Raw genomic sequence first — 16,930 nt, forward strand, 5'->3', positions numbered from 1 at the left:
GACGCCCAGGGCGCGTACCTTCTCCTTGAGTACTTCGGCGTGACCCAGGAGGACCTGGAGAGCTGGGGCGGTTCCATCACCAACCAGTCCGGCTCCGAGAACCAGGCGGCTCTTCAGGACGGCAAGATCGACTTCTACATTGACCACACCTCCTCCAGCTCCTCCACCATGGCGGAAATTGCCACCACCTGCGACGTGACCTTCCTCCAGTGGGGCGACGAGCTGATCGACTGGTTCGTCTCCGAGAAGGGCTTCCAGCGCATCACCGTCCCCGCCGACTCCTTCAAGGGCCAGACCAACGAGATCGTTCTCCCCGGCTCTCCCGACTCCATCTTTGCCGCCGACACTGCCAGCGAGGACGTGATCTATCAAGTCACCAAGACCCTGTGCGAGAACCGCGACGCACTGGTGGGAACCTATAACTCCCTGTCTCCCTGGGATGTGGCCACCTGCATGGACTCCGAGAAGCTGGGCGGCAACCCCCTGCATCCCGGCGCGGAGCGCTACTACCGTGAGATGGGCTATATCCAGTAAGTCCGGCTCCATTTTTCTCGAAAAAACTCTGCCGCAAAGAAAGGGCGGGCGCCGCTCAGGCGCCCGCCCTCTTAGACAGGAGGATTCATGAGTATTTTTAAAAAGCAGACCGACGCCGGGGGCAAAAGCGACCTGGACGCGAAGGCAAAGGCCCTGGCCAGCGAGTCCGATGAGGACTCGAAAATCGCGCGCATGCTGAAAACCATGCCCAGGTGGCGCTATTGGACCCTGGCTGTTCTGGCCATCACCATGACCGTTTTCCAGCTGTACATCAAGCTGGGGACGCCGCTTCAGCCCTGGGCGCAGATTCCGCTGCACCTGTGCTATGCCCTGATCATCGTCTTCCTCTTTAACCCCATGGCGGAAAAATGCAAAAACAAGGAGAGCAAGGCCCGCCAGCTCTGGTGGATTTACGACGGCTTTTTAATCGGAGCCACCCTGTTCATCTGCTGGTACTTCCTCTCCCATGCCAACGCGCTGAATCTGCGGGTTTATAACGTGGACCCCATGACCACGCTGGACATCACCGTGGCCGTGCTACTGCTGTTCGTGCTGATGGAGGCGGTCCGGCGGGTGGTTTCCCTGGCGCTGTTTGTCGTCATTCTCTTCTTTATGGCCTATGCCTTTTTCGGCCAGTACATCAGCGGCATCTTCCGCTTCGCGGGCATGAACTTCGCCCAGTTCTGCGAAACCCTCATGCTGAGCCAGAACGGCATTTTTGGTTCTCCTCTGTCCGCCTCCGTGGGTACGCTGTTCTACTTCATGGTGTTCGGCGCCTTCTTCTCCAACTGCGGCGGAGGCGGCGTGCTGATTGACGCGGGCATGAAACTCAGCGACAAAACCGCCGGAGGCCCCGCCAAGGCGGCGGTCCTCTCCTCCGGTTTGCTTGGCATGATCTCCGGCTCCGCCGTGGCCAACGTGTCCACCACCGGCGTTTTGACCATTCCCCTGATGAAAAAGGCCGGCTACACCCCCGAGGAGGCCGGCGCCGTGGAGTCCGTGGCCTCCACCGGCGGACAGATCATGCCTCCCATCATGGGCGCGGGCGCCTTTATCATGGCGGAGATGATCGGCATTCCCTACATGGACATCGCCACCGCCGCCATACTGCCCGCCGTGGCCTATTTCGGCGCGGTGTTCATTCTGGTCCATCTGCTGGCCAAGAAAAAGCAGATGTCCACTACCAATGAAGCGCTGAAATACCAGGGTTCTCCCATTCTGCCCCGCGTCTATCGCCTGGTACCCATTATTCTGCTGGTCATCATGATCTTCGCGGGTATGTCCATGCCCAGAGCTGCCATCTACTGCACCGCGCTGTCCATTATCCTGTGTATGCTCTCCAAGGACACCCGTATGAGCGCCAAGCAATTGATGGAAACTCTGATCGAGGGCGTCCGCCAAGCCGCCAACGTGGCCATCCCCACTGCGGCCTGCGGCATCATGATCGGCATTGTGGTCCGCTCCGGCGTGGCCGTAAAGGTGGCCAAGCTCATCGGCACCTCCGGAAACAACAGCCTGCTGCTGGCTCTGGTTGTGGCCGCCGTCGGCTGCCTGATGCTGGGCATGGCCCTGCCCACCGTGGCGGCGTACCTGATTGCCAACACCCTGTTCTGCTCCGCTATCCAGGGCCTGGGCATCGAGGCGCTGGTGGCGAATATGTTCATCTTCTACTTCGGCGTTGTGGCCCAGATCACGCCGCCGGTGTGCCTGGCCTCCTTTACCGCGGCGGGCATCGCCAATGCCAGCGCCTGGAAGACGGGCTGGAAGGCGTTCTTCTTCGCCATCACGGCTTTTATTGCTCCCTTCATGTTCGTCTACCGTCCGTCCATTCTGCTCATCGGCACAGTGACGGAGATTTTGATCTCCTGCGCCATGACCGCCTGCGCCACCTTCTTCCTGGCCGCCGGCGTAGCGGGGTATATGGGCAAGAATCTCTCTGCGGCGGAGCGGGTTTTGTTCTTTGCCGCCGCGCTGATGTTCATCATGCCCGGCAGCATGTTCGACCTGATCGGCATTGTCATGGGCGTCGTCCTGGTGGCCTGGTGCCTGATCTTCTCCCGACGTCAAAATGCCGCGGCCGTCTGACGTTTTTCGAAAGACGCCCGCCATCCTTCGGTGGCGGGCGCTTTTCCCACAACCCTGTAGAAGGACCATCCATGAATAACACGTTCGAGCTGGTGCACGCAGGCATCAACACCCCCAACCCCGAGGAGGCCGAAAAGCTGGCGCAGCCTCTCAGCCTGACATTTCATCTCACGCCCCGTCACGGACAGAAGTCCGAGTTCGCCGGCTCTTATTTCGAGTGTATGAAGGCGCCTTTTCTGGGCGCTAACGGCCATGTGGCCATGGCCACGCCGGACCTGGAGTCCGCCGTGGAGGAGCTGAAGGAGAAGGGCTTCTCCTTCAATATGGACACCGCCGCTTCCGACGAGGCGGGGAAGGACAACATGCAGTTCACCTCCCAGGTCCGCCTCCAAAAGAGCACCGACGGCGGCCGCATTCACCTGACCTACGCCGCCTTTACCCGGAAGGCCATCAAGTACGTCCGCTTCACGGAGGCGGACGTCCTGGGAACCAAGCGGGAGACCGTGGGCCTCTACAATCCCACCGCCGCCCAGTCCAGATGACTTGCGTTTTTTCAAGAAAACGGGTATGATAACATGGAGAGCGCCCGCCCCGGACGGTGGCGGGCACTGTCCCCCAAAAGGAGAGTTTGATGATGGAGAATATCTTTGAGCTGGTACACATCGGCGTCAATACCCCCAATCCCGAGGAGGCGGACAAGCTGGCGAAGCTCCTGAGCCTGATGTTCAACCTGACGCCCCGCCACGGGCAGAAGTCCGAGTTTGCCGGAAGCTATTTTGAGTGCATGAAGGCCCCCTTCCTGGGAACCCACGGGCATGTGGCCATGGCCACGCCGGACCTGAGCGCCGCAGTGGAAGAACTGAAGGGAAAGGGCTTTTCCTTCCGTATGGACACCGCCGCCTACACCGAGGACGGCAAGCTGAAAAACATATACTTGGAGGGCGAATATGGCGGCTTTGCCATCCACATCCTACAGAAATAACCTGAGAATCCGCCCGGCGGAGAAGGAGCGGTAACATGCTGGAGAGTTTTCTGGCGGCGTTGCGGGTCGTCCTGCCCATGGCGTTGCTGATGGCCCTGGGAGCGGGCGTCCGGGCGGCGGGCGTGATTGACCGGACCGCCATGCGAAGCGTGGACAAGCTGACCTTCCGGCTGTTCATGCCGGTGCTGCTGTTCAAAAATATCTATGAGACGGACCTCGCCCAAAGCTTTGAGCCGGAGGAAGTCCTCTTTGCCGCTCTGGCGCTGCTGGCCATGTTCCCGGTGGCCCTGCTGCTGCCCGCCAAACTGGAGAGGGACCGGAACAAGGCCGCCTCCATCGGGCAGGCGATGATGCGGACGAACTATATTCTCTTCGGCATCGCCGTGGCGGAGTCCTTGTACGGCGAGGGGAACATCGGCCCGGTGGCTTTGCTGGGGGCCTTCGTGGTGCCCATGACCAACGCCCTCAGCGTCGTCATTCTGGAGGTGAACCGCTCCGGACGGGCAAGTCCCCAACAGCTCGCGCTGGCCATCCTGAAAAACCCCATGGTCCTGGCCACGCTGACGGCCCTGGGCCTGCTGGCGCTGCCCTTCCGCATGCCGGAGCTGCTGTGGTCCATCGTTGAGGACATCGCCGGCGTCACCACCACCATCAGCTTTATCTCCCTGGGCGTCAGCCTGGACTTGGGGGAGGTCCGTTCCAACCGCCGCCCTCTGGTGGTGGGGACGCTGCTGCGGATGGCGCTGGTACCACTGGTGTTCCTGCCTCTCTCCGTGGCGCTGGGCTTTCGGGGGGCGGGGCTGTGCGGGCTGATGGTCCTTTTTGCCGCGCCCACGGCCGTGGCCTCCTATCCCATGGCCGTCGCCATGGGGGCGGACGGCCCCCTTGCGGGGCAGCTGGTGTGCGTTACCACGGTGCTTTCGGTGTTCACCATGTTCTGCTATACCTTTCTCTTCCGAAGTCTGGGATTTTTGTGAGAGCAGCCCGGAGAGCCTTGGCTCTCCGGGCTTTTTCCATGGCGTCTCAGGGCCGTCCAGCGGCCCAGCGCAAAAGCTCGTACTGCTCCTGGGGGCGAACTCCCTCGATACGGGCTCCGGTGCATTTCAGCTCCAGCTGATAGCTCTGCTTCTCCTCCAGGTCTTGGAACTCGTTGAGGCGATAGCGGGTGATGGCCCCCGAGGAGAAGGCGGCGTAAAGATGCTCCCCGCTGTCAAAGGCGGTTTCCAGCACCGGTTTCCCGGAGCCGGGGGCGCTGGCGGTGCACGTGAAGGTCCCAAGGTTCTGCTCCGGACTCCAAGCGGCGCGGAGGAGCCGGAGTTCCCCATGCTCAAACCCGAGGGCGATCAGCGCCTCGCCGGGGGAACGGCGCTGAACGGCCAGGGCCGTGGGGCGCTTGTCCAGCGAAGCGGAGAAGACAGCGGGAGTGCCTCCGCTTAAATCCGTCAGCTCCAGTCCGGCATCCTCCGACCAGCAGACGGCGATCCGCTCGGCAAGAAGGCGGGCCAGGAAACCGCCGGAGAACTCCCAGCGCCATAAGAGAGTTCCCTCCGCGGTATCCAGCAGGCACAGCTCCCCGCCCCGCCGGATCAGCGCGGCGTTCCCCATGGCGTCCAGCAGCGTGAGACCAGGGCGCAGAGCGGCATACCCGACGGTATGGAGCTCCGCCGCCTGCCTCTGCCAGAAGAGGAAGCGCTCCGGACTGCCGGCGCCCTCTCTTCCGCCGGGGGCCAGAAGCAGGCGGAAGGGCTTTCCCTGCTCCAGCTGGGCGACGGTCTGGTGCTCGCCGCCGCCCGTCTGCCAGCGGCGGAGCTTCCCGTCCCGGTAGCAGGCCAGCAGCGTCCCCGCTCCGCCGTCCACGGCGAAGGAGAGCAGCTGCCCGCTCTTTTCAAACTGAACGCCGGTGAAGTCGCAGTTCCGCAGGTCGCAGCCGGAGAGGTCCGCGTTGTCCAGATGCGCGTAGCGCATGGAGCTGTCGGAGAAATTCTTGCCGGAGAGGCTCGCGCCGGAGAGCGCCGCGTAATCCAGCAGCAGCCCGCTCCAATCCTCCCCGGGCAGGCCGAAGCCGCCGGTGTGAAGCAGGTTAACGCTGTTGGTCCCCAGAAGGGCCAGGGACTCCCGCCAGGGGCTGTCCCAGTTCCCCCTGGACGCGTGAGCAAAGTCCGTCAGCCTCTGCCGGACGAGGGGGCGTCCGGCGGCGTGCCGGAGTTCTTCGCCGGCAAATTTCAATACCTCATAGCCCAGGCCCCGGGAGGACAACAGGGGCCTTCCCCCGTCCCCGGACTCCCTCAGCCGCCGGGCGATGCCCCTGCCCAGAAAGTACTCCCGCATGGAGCGGTGGCAGAAGGTCCGGTTTTCCGGGCGCTTGCAGTCGTATTTCAGCAGCGAGCGGTTCGTCAGGCGGTTCTCCGCGTCCCCGGCGGCGTCGGCCTCGGGGAGGCGGTCGTTCTCCCACAGCAGTTCCGCCAGCTGGGGCGTCGGAAGCTGAGCCTTGAATACGTCCAGGCCGATGCTGTCGGTCCCGGACTGCTGGAGGCAGAGGGCCAGCTCCTCCAGCAGGAAAAGGATGTTCTTCCGGACCGTAGTGGGATGGGTGCAGTCTCCGTTCTGCCGCAGATGGAAGCTGAAATTGCGGCTGAGCGCCGCCTCGGCATAACTCTGGTAGATGCCGGAGGCGTCCATGGCCTGGATGTCGTCCCCATCCAGCTGAACCCGCATCATGTCCAGGAACAGCGGCTTTGCCGCCAGCTCCATCAGATCATAGGTGCTCCGTATTTTCAGAAGCCGGGCCCGGCGCTCCGGCGTGTCGGCCAGCTGCTCCAGGAATGCGATCCGGTCTTTGGGGGCCACGGGGGCCAGGTGCAGAATCTCCGGATGATTCAGGGAGTATAAGATTCGCTCCCGCACCTGGTCCGAGTAGACGGCCATCTTTCGGGAGGTGACCAGCAGCTTGTTCCCCTGGAACTGCTCCATCAGCCGCTCCAGGGCGGCCAGATTGTTCAGCACGGCGGCGTCGCTCATGTCCAGGGACATCTCGTCCAGGCCGTCCAGCATGATGAGGAAGCGGTATTCCCGGTTTACGTCGTTCCAGGAGGAGACGTCGCCGCGAAATTCCTGGAGCCGCCGGACCAGAAAATCCCGGAAGCCCAGGGGACTGTCCCCCAGATCCCGCAGGGACAGGCGCAGGGGAATCCATCCAGCCCTGGGGGAGCGCCAGAAGGCGTCCGCCAGCTTCCGGGCGAGAACATAAGTAAAAAAGCTCTTGCCGTCGCCAAAATCCCCCAGGAGAAGGACGGGGGTTGTGTCGGGGCGCTGAAGCCAGCGGAGAATGTAGTCCTCCGCCTCTCCCTCGATGGGCTGTTCCTGCTGGTCCAGCAGGCGAATGGGCGCGTGGCGCTGGTAGAGGGCCTGATAGCGGTCGATGGTGTCCGGGTCCGCCTCGTACTGCGTGAGAAGCAGCGAGGGGGTGCGGAGGTATTCCTTCCAGACCTGGGGGAGGCGGGGAACCGGCGCCAGCTTCTTCCTCCACTTCTCGAAGACCGCCTGCCGCTCCTCCGCGCTCCATTCCCCGCCGCCGGGGGCGGACTGGTAGAATTGGGCGTAGAGCCTGGGAAACAGGCGGAACAGTTCGCTTACGCATTCGTCGGGGGTCCAGAACTGAATGTCCAGAATGGGATACCACTGGCCGGTGCGCATCCAGCGCTCTCTGAGGTGGGGCAGGGAGTTGTTCACGATGCCGTTGGGGGAAATGAGAATCCAGTGCTCGATCTCCCGGTCCAAACTCTGGAGCTCGCTGAGCTTTTCCGTAACCGCTCCGGTTCCGATGACGGACTGATAGTTTTTGCACTCCACGGCGCAGGTGACGTTTACGCCGCCGGAATCCAGATAGGTGAAGATGACGTCGAAGCCGAACTGGGTTCCGGCGGTCTGCTTGCGGAGGCTGACCAGCTCATAGCCGCCGCCCTGGGCGAACAGCCCCGCGATCAGTTCCCTTGCCGCCAGCTCCAGCTGCTCGCCCCGTTCCTGGGGGGTTCCGCTGAGGGGCGCGGGAGGAGGGGGCGGAGCTTCTTCCGCCTCGTCCGGAGCCGGCGGCTCTTCCGGCTCCGGCGGCTCCCACGGGAAGGTGGAGTCCTGGGACAGCAGCAGCCAAAGGCCGCTTTGCCAGGAGAGGAGGTCCTGGTGCTGCTGCCAGCGGCGCTCCTGTTCCTCTGGGCTCAGGGAGGGCGGGAACAGAAACGCCAGCTGGTCCGACAGGCGCGGCTCCTCCTCCGGGAGGAGGGTGCGCATCTCCTGAAGAATTTGGTCCACCCTGTGGTACTGCCGCCGGGCCAGCGCGCGGGTCAGCCGGTCCCTGAAAACGCCAAGGAGCATTTGGGACGAGTGAATCCGGAAGAGGGGGAAGTCCTCCGGCATCAGCTGGCGAATCCGCGCCCATCCGTTCCGCAGGTCCACCAGCAGTCCCTCCTCGCTCTGGCCCGCCCGGGTTTGGCCCAGGGAGGAGAGGCATCGTACCAGGTCCAACTGACTGATTTTCCGGTTCAGATAGACCGCGTCGAAGGGCGGGGTTACGAAGGGGACGGAGCAGGCAATGACCAGGCCGGAGAAGTAGCGCCCGTCCCACCGGCTCTTCTCCGGCGGAAGATAGGACCGGATGGGCTGACTGGGCCGGCGGGAGGGCTGGGAGGGCGTCCAGGTCCGCAGCCGTCCGGGGCCCAGAAGGGGAAACAGGGCTTGATAGTACAGGGCTACGGCGGATACGTTCTCGCACAGCAGCAGAGCGCAGCGGCGCCCCGTCCCCTCCTGTTCCGCGATCCATTCCGAGAGCTTCGCCGCCTCGGGGGCGCGCCGCAGAAGCGAGAAGCCGGCGTCCGCCGGGAGAAGGAACTCCCCGGCGCCTTCCCAGTGAAGGCGTTCCTCATAGCGGACCGCCCGGTACAGGCCGTCCTGATAGGCCTGCCGGTAGGAGTATGTGTACAGCACCGGGCCGAAGAGCTGAACCAGCGAGGGCGACGGCACACTGGTGATCCCCAGGAACGCCGCGTTTGGAAAGCGGTGCCGCATGTCAAGATACATTTGGCCGTAGAAGTAGGAGGAGGCCTCCTCCGCGATGACCAACAGGCGGCTGGAGGTGGAATAGGGACGGACGGGCCTGTACGAGGCGGGGGATTCGATCTCGCTGGAATCCAGAAGCTTGTGAATGGTGGAGACAATCGTGACGCCCGGCGTACCGGCCATGTCCGCCAGCTCCCGCTTGGAGGAGGCCGGATAGACCGGGTAAGCGCCGCCCAGCAGCTGGCGGAACCGCTCCGTATAATATTGGACAACGGCGGAGGTGCTGGAGAGCACGAGAACGGACCATCCCTGCCGCTCCTGTAGTACCCGGCGGAGGAGCTCCGCCATGATGATGGTTTTGCCCGCTCCGGCGGGGATGGAGAGGATGCCCGCCGGACCGCTGGAGCGGAGGGAGGCGAAGAGACCGGCATAGGCGGCCTCCGCCGCCTCTTTCTGCCAGCTCCGCAGATGGAGGGAGGGAACGGAATCGTAAATCTGGAACACATCCTCGGAAAAGCCCGCCTGGCACAGGAGCCGGTCGATCAGCCGCTGTTTGGCCTTCAGGTTGCAGGCTGTGCCGAGACAAAGGGTCCGGTCGTTCACTTCCAGGAAGCGCTGGGTCTGAAAATAGGAGGTGGGCCTGACCGGTTCCCCGGAGCGCGGGCCGGTCAGGTCCTTGACGCATTTCAGATGTTCCACGGCCCAGTCGATGAGCTCCGGCTTTCTTCCCAGAATTTCATAGAAGGCCCGGTACATCATCGCCGTCTGGTTGGATTGATAGACCTGGTCAAAGAGCCGGTACATCAAGGGCTCCTGGGGCGGGCGGCGTTCCCCGGCAGGGGGCTGCGGCGTATTTTCCGGGTCCGAGGGTCCCTCCAGCGGGACAAACTGCCCCTCGTCCTCGCCGCACAGCTGGAAGAGGCGGGAGATGAACGCCCGCTTTTGAGAGAGGTTGTAGGAGGTGCCGATGCACAGACGCCGCCCCCCCGCCTGGAAGGTCCGCTTGTTCAAAAACGCCGGGCGGGCCTTGCGCAGAGCTTCCGAGTTTTGGGTATAGTCAATTGCGGCCAGACAGGGAAACTGCCGCAGAGCCTCCGGCACCAGGTCCGGCCGCCGGTTCAGCAGCTCTTCAAACACACGGGCCATCATCCGGCCCTGGGATTCGGTGTATTCCTGCCCGAAGAGCAGGTATGACGTGTCAGCCATTGCGCTCTCTCCTATCCTGATCCGGAGTGCGGCCGGTTTCCAGGACGCCCAAGGCCGGGGACCATTGCCTTCATAGTACCACAGTTCCCGGCGCTTGTATATGAATTTTTCTGAAAGAGCGCCCAGAGCCTCTCGCCGTGCGGAGCGGGAAAGAGGCGCCTGTAGAGCATTTTGCGGAGCGGGGCTTGACAAATGGCCTACAGAGTGTTATCTTAATGTTGGACTACAAAGCGTTATGATAAGGAGGCGGCCATTGTGCGGATACCACAGGTGTCGGATTCGGAGCTGGAGCTGATGAAAATCATTTGGTCGGAAGGGGGCAGGGCGCTGTACGCCACTATGATGGAGCGGCTTGCCGCCGCGGGAAACGGGTGGCAGAAGAATACGGTGATTACCCTTTTGTCCCGGCTGACGGAGAAGGGACTTCTTCAAGTCCGCAAGATTGGCCGCCGCAACGAGTACGCGGCCGTGATCTCAGAGGCGGACTACCAGGCGGCGCAGACGCAGACCCTCCTCAACAAGCTCTATGAGGGCAGTGCCAAGGGGCTGGTTTCGACGCTGATTCAAAAGGAGCTTTTGTCGGCGGAGGACTATGAGGAGCTGCGCCGGTTCTGGGAGGAGGAGCGGCGCAGGGATGAATGAGCTGTTGAAAACCGTGCTCTCCCTGTCGCTCTCCGGGTCGCTGGTGATTCTCCTCCTCATGCTGGGGAAGCCCCTTCTCAAGGACCGGGTGAGCAGGCGCTGGCAGTATTACATCTGGCTGGTGGCCGTTGCCCGGCTGCTTCTGCCGCTTACGCCGGAGGCGAGCCCGGTGGGCGCGCTGTTCCGCCAGACGGAGCGGCCGGCTGTAGAGATCGGGACGGCTGCCGTCTGGGAGGAGTATCCGGTTATGACGCCGGAGCCGAAAGGGGACGCGGAGGGTCCTGGGGAGGGTGCGGCGCCTCTCTCCGCCTGGGATGCGGCGGCGGTGGGCCGGGTCCTCTGGCTGGTCTGGCCGGGAGCGGCGCTGTTTCTGCTGCTTCGGAAGATTACGGTCTATCAGAGCTTTGCCGCCTATATCCGGGCGGGACGCAGAGAGGTCTCCGACGTGGAACTGCTGGACCGTCTGGCCCGGATTGGAGAGCAGGCGGGGGTGAGGCGGCCTGTGGAGCTGTACACCCATGAGCTGATCTCCTCGCCTCTGCTTCTGGGGTTTTTCCGCCCCTGCATCGTGCTGCCCACCGCGGACCTGCCGGAGGCGGATTTCGATTTCATCATACGGCACGAGCTGACCCACTACAGGCGGGGAGATGTGCTTTACAAATGGCTGGTGCAGCTGACGGTCTGCCTCCACTGGTTCAACCCCCTGGTGTGGCGGATGAGCCGGGAAATCAGCCGGGCCTGTGAGCTCTCCTGTGACGAGGCGGTGATCCGGACGCTGGACGCGGATGGCCGCCGGGCCTATGGAGACACGCTGCTTCGGGCCTTGGAAACCGGCGGGACGTATCGGGATTCCGCCGTGTCCGTCACGCTCCATGAGAGCGCGGAATTGTTGAAAGAAAGGTTGGGTGCGATTATGAATGTGAAGAGGCGTTCCCCATGGGCGGCGGTGCTGTCCGCCGTGCTGGCGGCGGCGCTGACCGTGGGCGCGGCGGCGGCGGGAGCCTATTCTAAGCCTGCGGAGGCTGCGGATTTCCATACGTTGAGCGAACGGCAAAAGGGCCGGGAAACCAGGGACGCGGAGACCTGGACCGTTGACGGAACTGTGTTCCGATACGGCCAGGCGGCCTACGACCTGGCCCTGCGGAGCGCCTTGGTGACTTCCATCACAGCCTGCACGCCGGTGGGACGGCACATCGTCGTCGAGGGGCACTGCGGACCGCAGAACAGTCTGTACTGCATCTTCGACACCAAGACCCAGGCCATTGAGCGGGAGATAACAGGCGCTCATTTGATCTGGCGGGGCGAGGATATCACCACGGCGGTCTATTCCTTCCAGGGGGAGATTCTGGATTATGAGGGAAACCGAATCGGCACATGCGGTTTGAAGGAGGGGGAGTATATTTACGGCCTGTCCTTCAGCGGCGGGGAGGTGCAGGCGCTGGTGCTGACCCCGGAGATGGAGGAAAGGACCCTCCGCTTTGCGCCGGGTACGCCGGACAGCCGCTCTCCCGCCGCCCAGGCGGAGCGGTTTTACAGGTCCGGAAGCCTCCCGCTGTTTGGCGCGGTGTTCTCCCGTATGGACAGGGCGGACCAGCGGACCTGGCTGGAGAGGCTGTATGCCGGAGACAGCACCGCGTTTTTCTCCGCTGCCGTACGGGAGGCGGACGGCGGGCTGCTGGAGGACTTCGCCGAGAGGGTTTACCAGGACGGACGGATTTCCTTCTTCTCCGTTCTGGCGGACCGCATGGACGAGGAGGCGCTGGAGTCCTGGCTGGACCGGGCTTTGGAGGATGAGCGCTGGAGCTTTCAATCCATGCTCTACCAGAAACTGGACCGGGATTGGGAGTGGGAGCGGACAAAAGCGGAGCTGGAAAAACAGCGGCTGGCGGAGTACGCGGCCCACGGCGTTACCAGAGAGGGCGGCGCGTATTATTACCAGGGCAGTATGGTGTACATTTTCCTGGACCAAAGCGGTGTTTTCCGCAGCATTCACTGCCTGGACATGAACCCGGCGGGGAGCGTCAGCGTCAAGGTGATCCGGGATGAGGACGACCGAATCCAGCGCGTGGAAAATCTGACTCCGGCGGAGGTGGCGGAGCTGCTGGGCGAATCAGATGAGGAGGACGGCTGGGACGATCTCGAAGAGGACGGGCGGCGCACCGTCCCTGTGGAGATCGACCGGATGGGCGACGGCGAATTTGTCTGGCTGGGCACTTTCCGTCTGGACAAGGGAGACCAGCTGCTCTACCATGTCTCGGCGGAGACGGGGGAGGAGCTGCGAGTCGGCTTTAGCGAGCCGGGGCAGAAGCGGCCGGATACCACCTACATGACGGTGGAGACAAGGCGGGAGGATGGAGAGCTGGAGGTTCAATCCGGCCCCATGGTCTGGAAGGAACCGCTGAAGGCCGGGGAGTACTGCCTGTTTGTGCAGGCGGGGCGCGGCCAGCTGACGAATGTGACGGGCTATGTGACAATTATGAAGGCCGATGGGGACTGAGGGCTCAGGTCCCTACAAACAAGCAAGCCCCCATTGCGCTCTGCATGCGCAATGGGGGCTTATGTATTGGGTTCCAAAGAGCTCCGGCGGGCTGTTCGCAGGCTGCAATTATCCGCCGATCCGGCGGCGCATCTGGTCCGGGTTATCCGTGTACTCCAGAGCGGTCTGCGCCGTGATTTTCCCCGCCTTGTACAGGGAGAGAATGGACTGGTCCATGGTGAACATGCCGTCTCCTCCGGAGGCGATGGCATTGTCGATCTGGTGGGTCTTGCCGTCCCGGATGAGGCTGCGGATGGCGTTGTTCATGCGCATAACCTCAAAGGCCGGCACCAGACTGCCGTTCGCGCTGGGCAGCAGCTGCTGGGAAACCACCACCTGAAGCACCATGCTCAGCTGGGTGCGGACCTGCTCCTGCTGGGAGCTGGGGAAGGTGTCCACAATCCGGTCAATGGTGTTCACCGCTCCTTTGGTGTGCAGGGTGGCAATCAGCAGATGTCCGGTCTCCGCCGCCGTCATGGCGGTGTGAATGGTCTCCTGATCCCGCATCTCGCCCAGGAGAATCACGTCCGGGGCCTGACGCAGGCAGGCCCGCAGGGCGGAGAGGTAATCCTCCGTATCAATGGCAATTTCCCGCTGGCTGACGATGCTCTTCACATCCCGGTGGAGGTATTCGATGGGGTCCTCCAAGGTGATGATATGGGCCTCCCGGGTGTGGTTGATCTGGTCGATGATGCAGGCTTGGGTAGTGGATTTGCCGCTGCCCGCCGTGCCGGTAACCAGGACCATGCCGTGGGTCTCCTCCGCCAGGTCTATGACCTGCTTGGGGATGGACAGCTCCTCCCAGCTGGGAATGTCGAAGGCCACCACCCGCACCACCGCCGCCAGAGAACCTCTCTGGCGGTAAGTGTTCACCCGGAAACGGGCCAGCCCCCCCACGGAGAAGGAGAAATCGTCGTCTCCCCGGCTGAGGTAGCGCGCGGGCTCCCGCTTCGCCTGGACGTAGAGGTCCATAATCAGGCGCTCCGTCTCGTCCGGCAGTACCCGCCCTTCGCTGATGGGCACCATGCGCTTGTCCAGCTTCATGCACACCGGACCGCCGGCCACAATGAACAGGTCGGAAGCCTGCTCCTCCACTGCCCGCTTTAAATAATCCAACAAGTCCACGTCAGGGACCTCCTTGTCAAAATGTCAGAACAGCGTGCCGTCCCAGACGTTCAGGCTGTCGTCAAATACCCACTCGCCCACGGCAACCACCTGCCAGCGAAGGACGGTGTAATCTTCCCCGTCCAGCACGACCTCCACCTCTAGCTCCTGCCGGTCCGAGAGGGAGCAGGCATAGGTGTAACGGACGCCTCTGTGCCAGGAGTCGTAGCCGTGGCTCTCCACCTCCGGCGGCGCCTCGCCGCGGCGCAGCTGAGCCAGAACCGCCTGCGCCGCGCAGTCGGCGGCGTAGTAATCCGACACGGCCTGGACGGAGGCGTCCGCCAGACGGGCGTCCGCCTGAACGGTGGCCAGGCTCAGCAGAGCGAACACCGTCAGGCATAGCACGGCGAAGACCACCAGCAGCGACACGCCGCCTACGGCGGGGGGAGAAAAGCTCTCCCGTTTCCGCTCACCCATGGGCGCTCACCTCCTTCTGCCAGGTCACGTCGAGCTCAAACCGCGTTTCTCCGTCCCCGGCCTCAAACACGATGACATGGGCCTTGCCCAGGCCGTTCACGCCGCTGTCCACCAGGGTGGCGGTCAGGCTGTAGGCCAGGCCGTCCAGGGTCTCCGCAGGCGTGGCAATGGGATTCCAATTTTCGTCAAAGTCCTGATTCAGCGAATTTGGGTAGTAGGCGTACCCCAGCTCCTCCGCCGCCTGACGGAGGGGGTCGTTTCCCTCCCCGCCGCAGTGGCGGATCGTCTCCGCCACGGTCTGGGCCAGGGTCACGGCCCGGTCCCGAGCCTCGTTCCGGCGGGAGATGCCGTCCGATTTCACAAAGGCCTGCAAGCACAGCGCCGCCGCCAGGGCGAACACCAGCAGCATGATCATCTGCTCCATCAGCACCAGAGGCGCTTTGCTCCTCATGATGCCGCCTCCTCTCCGCTCCGCAGGGACAGGCGCAGGACGTCCCGGCCGCCGTCCGAATTTGTGAGCACGGCCTCCAGCAATCCGTCCTCCTGGGACAGCTCCAGTCCGCCGGCCTCCAGAATTTTCTCCCCGTCCCGGGGCTCCATGTCCGCGCCGGCGGCGCAGTAGAGTTCCATCAGCCAGCCGTCATACCAGTAAACCCGGGTGAGATAGTCCCCGTCCGCCAGCACCAGGGCGTCCACATCGCCGAAGGGCTCCACGAAGACGCTGTCCAGACAGTCCGCCTGGCGGACGCGTGTGGCGATGTACTGCACGGCGGTGCGGCGCTCATAGGAGGACTGATCCCGCTCCGTCAGACGGCGGTAAGCGCTGGCTCCGGTAATCAGCACCAGCAGCACACAGACGGCGAACACGCCGAACAGCAGCAGCGCCGCCAGCCCGTCCATATGATGTTGGATGGTTCGTCTCTTCATGGCTCATTCTCCAGCACGGTGATGTCCGGCATCAGGTTCTCCGCGAAGACGGAGTAATAGACGGTATAGCGCGTCTCGTCCACCTGCACGCCGTAACGCTCCCGCAGATAATCCAGATCGGAGGGATAGGCCCCCTCGGCGGCGTAACAGGCCACGCAGCCCTGCCGCAGAGTTTCCTCCAGGCGGCGGAGGTCTTCGGCGTCCCGCCCGCTGTCCAGGCTGTTCAGCGCCACGGCGAACAACAGCAGCGCCGCCGCCGCTCCCGCCGGCAGCAGCAGTCCCCGAAGAAGGGCCGCCCATCCGCTTCTCTTCCGTCTCATAGGCTCACCCGATGGCCGCCATGATGTGCGTCAGCGGCAGCATCACGGACAGCAGAATCAGTCCCACCAGGACGGAGCACGCCAGCACCAGGGCGGGCTCCACCCGGCTCACCAGGTCCTCCAGGGCGGCCTCGCTGTCCTCCGTCAGGTCCCGGGAGATTTTCGCCATGGAGGCGTCCGCCGCGCCGCCGCGCTGGCCGAGCTCCAGCAGGCGGCACTGGCTGGCGGGCAGAAGCCCGCTCTCCTGGACGGCGGCGCCCAGACCCGCGCCGCTCTCCAGACGGGAGCGGCAGTCCAGGCAGCGCTGCTTTGCCGCCGGGGTTTCGTCCATCAGTCCGGCGGCCAGGGTCAGGGTCTCCTCCAGGGGCAGGCCGCTGGCCATGCCCATAGCCATAGCCTGGGCCACCCGGGCGGTGTTCAGCTTCCGGGCGACGCCCCGGTCGCCGCTTTTGCGCCGCCACAGGGCCGAGACCTTGGCCCGGAAGGACTCCACCCCGGCGAAGAGGCCAACGCCCACGGCCAGCAGGACCAGCAGCACCCAGATCACCGGCATGGCGCTGTCCAGCCAGCGGCCCAGGGTCAAAAGCCCTCCGGCCACGCCGGTGAGCCGCCCGCCCAGAGAGGCGTACACATCGTTGAAGATGGGCAGCACCTGCACCAGCAGGATGCCGATCACCACCAGCATCAGCGCCAGCATCACCGCCGGATACAAAAGGGCGCTGCGGACCCGCCGGGCCAGACGGACCCGGTCCTCGTAATACCGGGACAAGGCGGTCAGAGATTCCTCTACCCGGCCGGTCTCCTCACCCACAGCCACAAGTCCGTGGACATAGGCGGGGAAGCGGCCGCTGTCCCTCATGGCGGCGGAGAGGGGCGCGCCCTCGTCCACCTGACGGGCCATGGCCTCCAGAGCGGCCCGGCAGTCCGGGGCGCTTTCCTCCGCCAGCAGGGCCAGCGCGTCTCCCGTGCCCACGCCGGCGTGGAACAGCAGGGACAGCTCCAGGCTGAGGGAGGAGATCTCTTCGTTGGAAAAAAGTGTTTTCATGAATGTCTCCCTTTCGTTTTCAT

14 protein-coding genes are annotated in these 16,930 nt (G+C 63.8%); 7 read left to right on the forward strand and 7 right to left on the reverse strand.

The window, feature by feature from the left end:
* The 5 genes from QZ329_RS07995 to QZ329_RS08015 all read left to right on the forward strand — a co-directional run.
* The coding region (locus tag QZ329_RS07995) for a TAXI family TRAP transporter solute-binding subunit (protein WP_295750807.1) at positions 1–534 on the forward strand (534 nt) is incomplete at its 5' end.
* A gap of 87 nt (positions 535–621) precedes the next feature.
* Positions 622–2,619: a TRAP transporter fused permease subunit gene (locus QZ329_RS08000; RefSeq protein WP_295750810.1), complete on the forward strand. Its 1,998-nt coding sequence runs from the start codon at positions 622–624 to the stop codon at positions 2,617–2,619.
* Positions 2,620–2,690: 71 nt separating this feature from the next.
* The gene (locus QZ329_RS08005) at positions 2,691–3,161 is read left to right on the forward strand and encodes a 2-dehydro-3-deoxyphosphogluconate aldolase (protein WP_295750813.1); all 471 of its coding nucleotides are present in this window, start codon (positions 2,691–2,693) and stop codon (positions 3,159–3,161) included.
* Positions 3,162–3,253: 92 nt separating this feature from the next.
* Positions 3,254–3,601 (forward strand): 2-dehydro-3-deoxyphosphogluconate aldolase, encoded by a 348-nt coding sequence (locus tag QZ329_RS08010; RefSeq protein WP_295750857.1) that lies wholly within the window; start codon positions 3,254–3,256, stop codon positions 3,599–3,601.
* A gap of 35 nt (positions 3,602–3,636) precedes the next feature.
* The gene (locus QZ329_RS08015) at positions 3,637–4,578 is read left to right on the forward strand and encodes an AEC family transporter (protein WP_295750816.1); all 942 of its coding nucleotides are present in this window, start codon (positions 3,637–3,639) and stop codon (positions 4,576–4,578) included.
* A 46-nt stretch (positions 4,579–4,624) separates the two neighbouring features.
* Here the strand turns inward: QZ329_RS08015 and QZ329_RS08020 are convergent, their stop codons facing one another.
* Positions 4,625–9,856 carry an NACHT domain-containing protein gene (locus tag QZ329_RS08020; protein ID WP_295750819.1) on the reverse strand — a complete coding sequence of 1,744 codons (5,232 nt, stop codon included), beginning with the start codon at positions 9,854–9,856 and terminating at the stop codon, positions 4,625–4,627.
* Positions 9,857–10,111: 255 nt separating this feature from the next.
* On the opposite strand from QZ329_RS08020, the gene QZ329_RS08025 reads away from it, so the two are divergent.
* Together QZ329_RS08025 and QZ329_RS08030 are read left to right on the forward strand one after the other, a co-directional pair.
* Positions 10,112–10,498 carry a BlaI/MecI/CopY family transcriptional regulator gene (locus tag QZ329_RS08025; protein WP_365351661.1) on the forward strand — a complete coding sequence of 129 codons (387 nt, stop codon included), beginning with the start codon at positions 10,112–10,114 and terminating at the stop codon, positions 10,496–10,498.
* Positions 10,491–12,995 (forward strand): M56 family metallopeptidase, encoded by a 2,505-nt coding sequence (locus QZ329_RS08030; protein WP_295750822.1) that lies wholly within the window; start codon positions 10,491–10,493, stop codon positions 12,993–12,995. The genes QZ329_RS08025 and QZ329_RS08030 overlap by 8 nt, the downstream gene beginning before the upstream one ends.
* Positions 12,996–13,103: 108 nt before the next feature.
* On the opposite strand, the gene QZ329_RS08035 is transcribed toward QZ329_RS08030, so the two are convergent.
* The 6 genes from QZ329_RS08035 to QZ329_RS08060 are packed head-to-tail and all read right to left on the reverse strand — an operon-like array spanning position 13,104 to position 16,907.
* Complete coding sequence (locus tag QZ329_RS08035) at positions 13,104–14,159, reverse strand: PilT/PilU family type 4a pilus ATPase (protein WP_295750825.1); 1,056 nt, start codon at positions 14,157–14,159, stop codon at positions 13,104–13,106.
* 24 nt (positions 14,160–14,183) lie between these two features.
* Positions 14,184–14,615, reverse strand: coding sequence for a hypothetical protein (locus QZ329_RS08040; RefSeq protein ID WP_295750828.1), 432 nt, complete (start codon positions 14,613–14,615; stop codon positions 14,184–14,186).
* Complete coding sequence (locus tag QZ329_RS08045; protein ID WP_295750831.1) at positions 14,608–15,066, reverse strand: hypothetical protein; 459 nt, start codon at positions 15,064–15,066, stop codon at positions 14,608–14,610. Before QZ329_RS08045 ends, QZ329_RS08040 begins: the two co-directional genes overlap by 8 nt.
* Positions 15,063–15,542, reverse strand: a complete 480-nt coding sequence (locus tag QZ329_RS08050) for a DUF4860 domain-containing protein (protein ID WP_295750834.1) — start codon at positions 15,540–15,542, stop codon at positions 15,063–15,065. Before QZ329_RS08050 ends, QZ329_RS08045 begins: the two co-directional genes overlap by 4 nt.
* Entirely contained in the window at positions 15,539–15,862 is a 324-nt protein-coding gene (locus QZ329_RS08055; protein WP_295750837.1) for a hypothetical protein, read from the reverse strand. Before QZ329_RS08055 ends, QZ329_RS08050 begins: the two co-directional genes overlap by 4 nt.
* A 4-nt stretch (positions 15,863–15,866) precedes the next feature.
* On the reverse strand, positions 15,867–16,907 hold the full coding sequence (locus QZ329_RS08060; RefSeq protein ID WP_295750839.1) for a type II secretion system F family protein: 1,041 nt from the start codon (positions 16,905–16,907) through the stop codon (positions 15,867–15,869).
* Between the last annotated feature and the right edge of the window lie 23 nt (positions 16,908–16,930).

The organism is uncultured Oscillibacter sp., assembly GCF_910579365.1.
Taxonomy (GTDB): Bacteria; Bacillota; Clostridia; order Oscillospirales; family Oscillospiraceae; genus Oscillibacter.

Bases quoted from the DNA above. Each gene is read 5' to 3' on its own strand.
- QZ329_RS08010 (WP_295750857.1), top strand. From the start codon at position 3,254: ATGGAGAATATCTTTGAGCTGGTACACATCGGCGTCAATACCCCCAAT.
- QZ329_RS08060 (WP_295750839.1), bottom strand. From the start codon at position 16,907: ATGAAAACACTTTTTTCCAACGAAGAGATCTCCTCCCTCAGCCTGGAG.
- QZ329_RS08055 (WP_295750837.1), bottom strand. From the start codon at position 15,862: ATGAGACGGAAGAGAAGCGGATGGGCGGCCCTTCTTCGGGGACTGCTG.
- QZ329_RS08005 (WP_295750813.1), top strand. From the start codon at position 2,691: ATGAATAACACGTTCGAGCTGGTGCACGCAGGCATCAACACCCCCAAC.
- QZ329_RS08020 (WP_295750819.1), bottom strand. From the start codon at position 9,856: ATGGCTGACACGTCATACCTGCTCTTCGGGCAGGAATACACCGAATCC.
- QZ329_RS08015 (WP_295750816.1), top strand. From the start codon at position 3,637: ATGCTGGAGAGTTTTCTGGCGGCGTTGCGGGTCGTCCTGCCCATGGCG.
- QZ329_RS08040 (WP_295750828.1), bottom strand. From the start codon at position 14,615: ATGGGTGAGCGGAAACGGGAGAGCTTTTCTCCCCCCGCCGTAGGCGGC.
- QZ329_RS08000 (WP_295750810.1), top strand. From the start codon at position 622: ATGAGTATTTTTAAAAAGCAGACCGACGCCGGGGGCAAAAGCGACCTG.
- QZ329_RS08045 (WP_295750831.1), bottom strand. From the start codon at position 15,066: ATGAGGAGCAAAGCGCCTCTGGTGCTGATGGAGCAGATGATCATGCTG.
- QZ329_RS08030 (WP_295750822.1), top strand. From the start codon at position 10,491: ATGAATGAGCTGTTGAAAACCGTGCTCTCCCTGTCGCTCTCCGGGTCG.
- QZ329_RS08050 (WP_295750834.1), bottom strand. From the start codon at position 15,542: ATGAAGAGACGAACCATCCAACATCATATGGACGGGCTGGCGGCGCTG.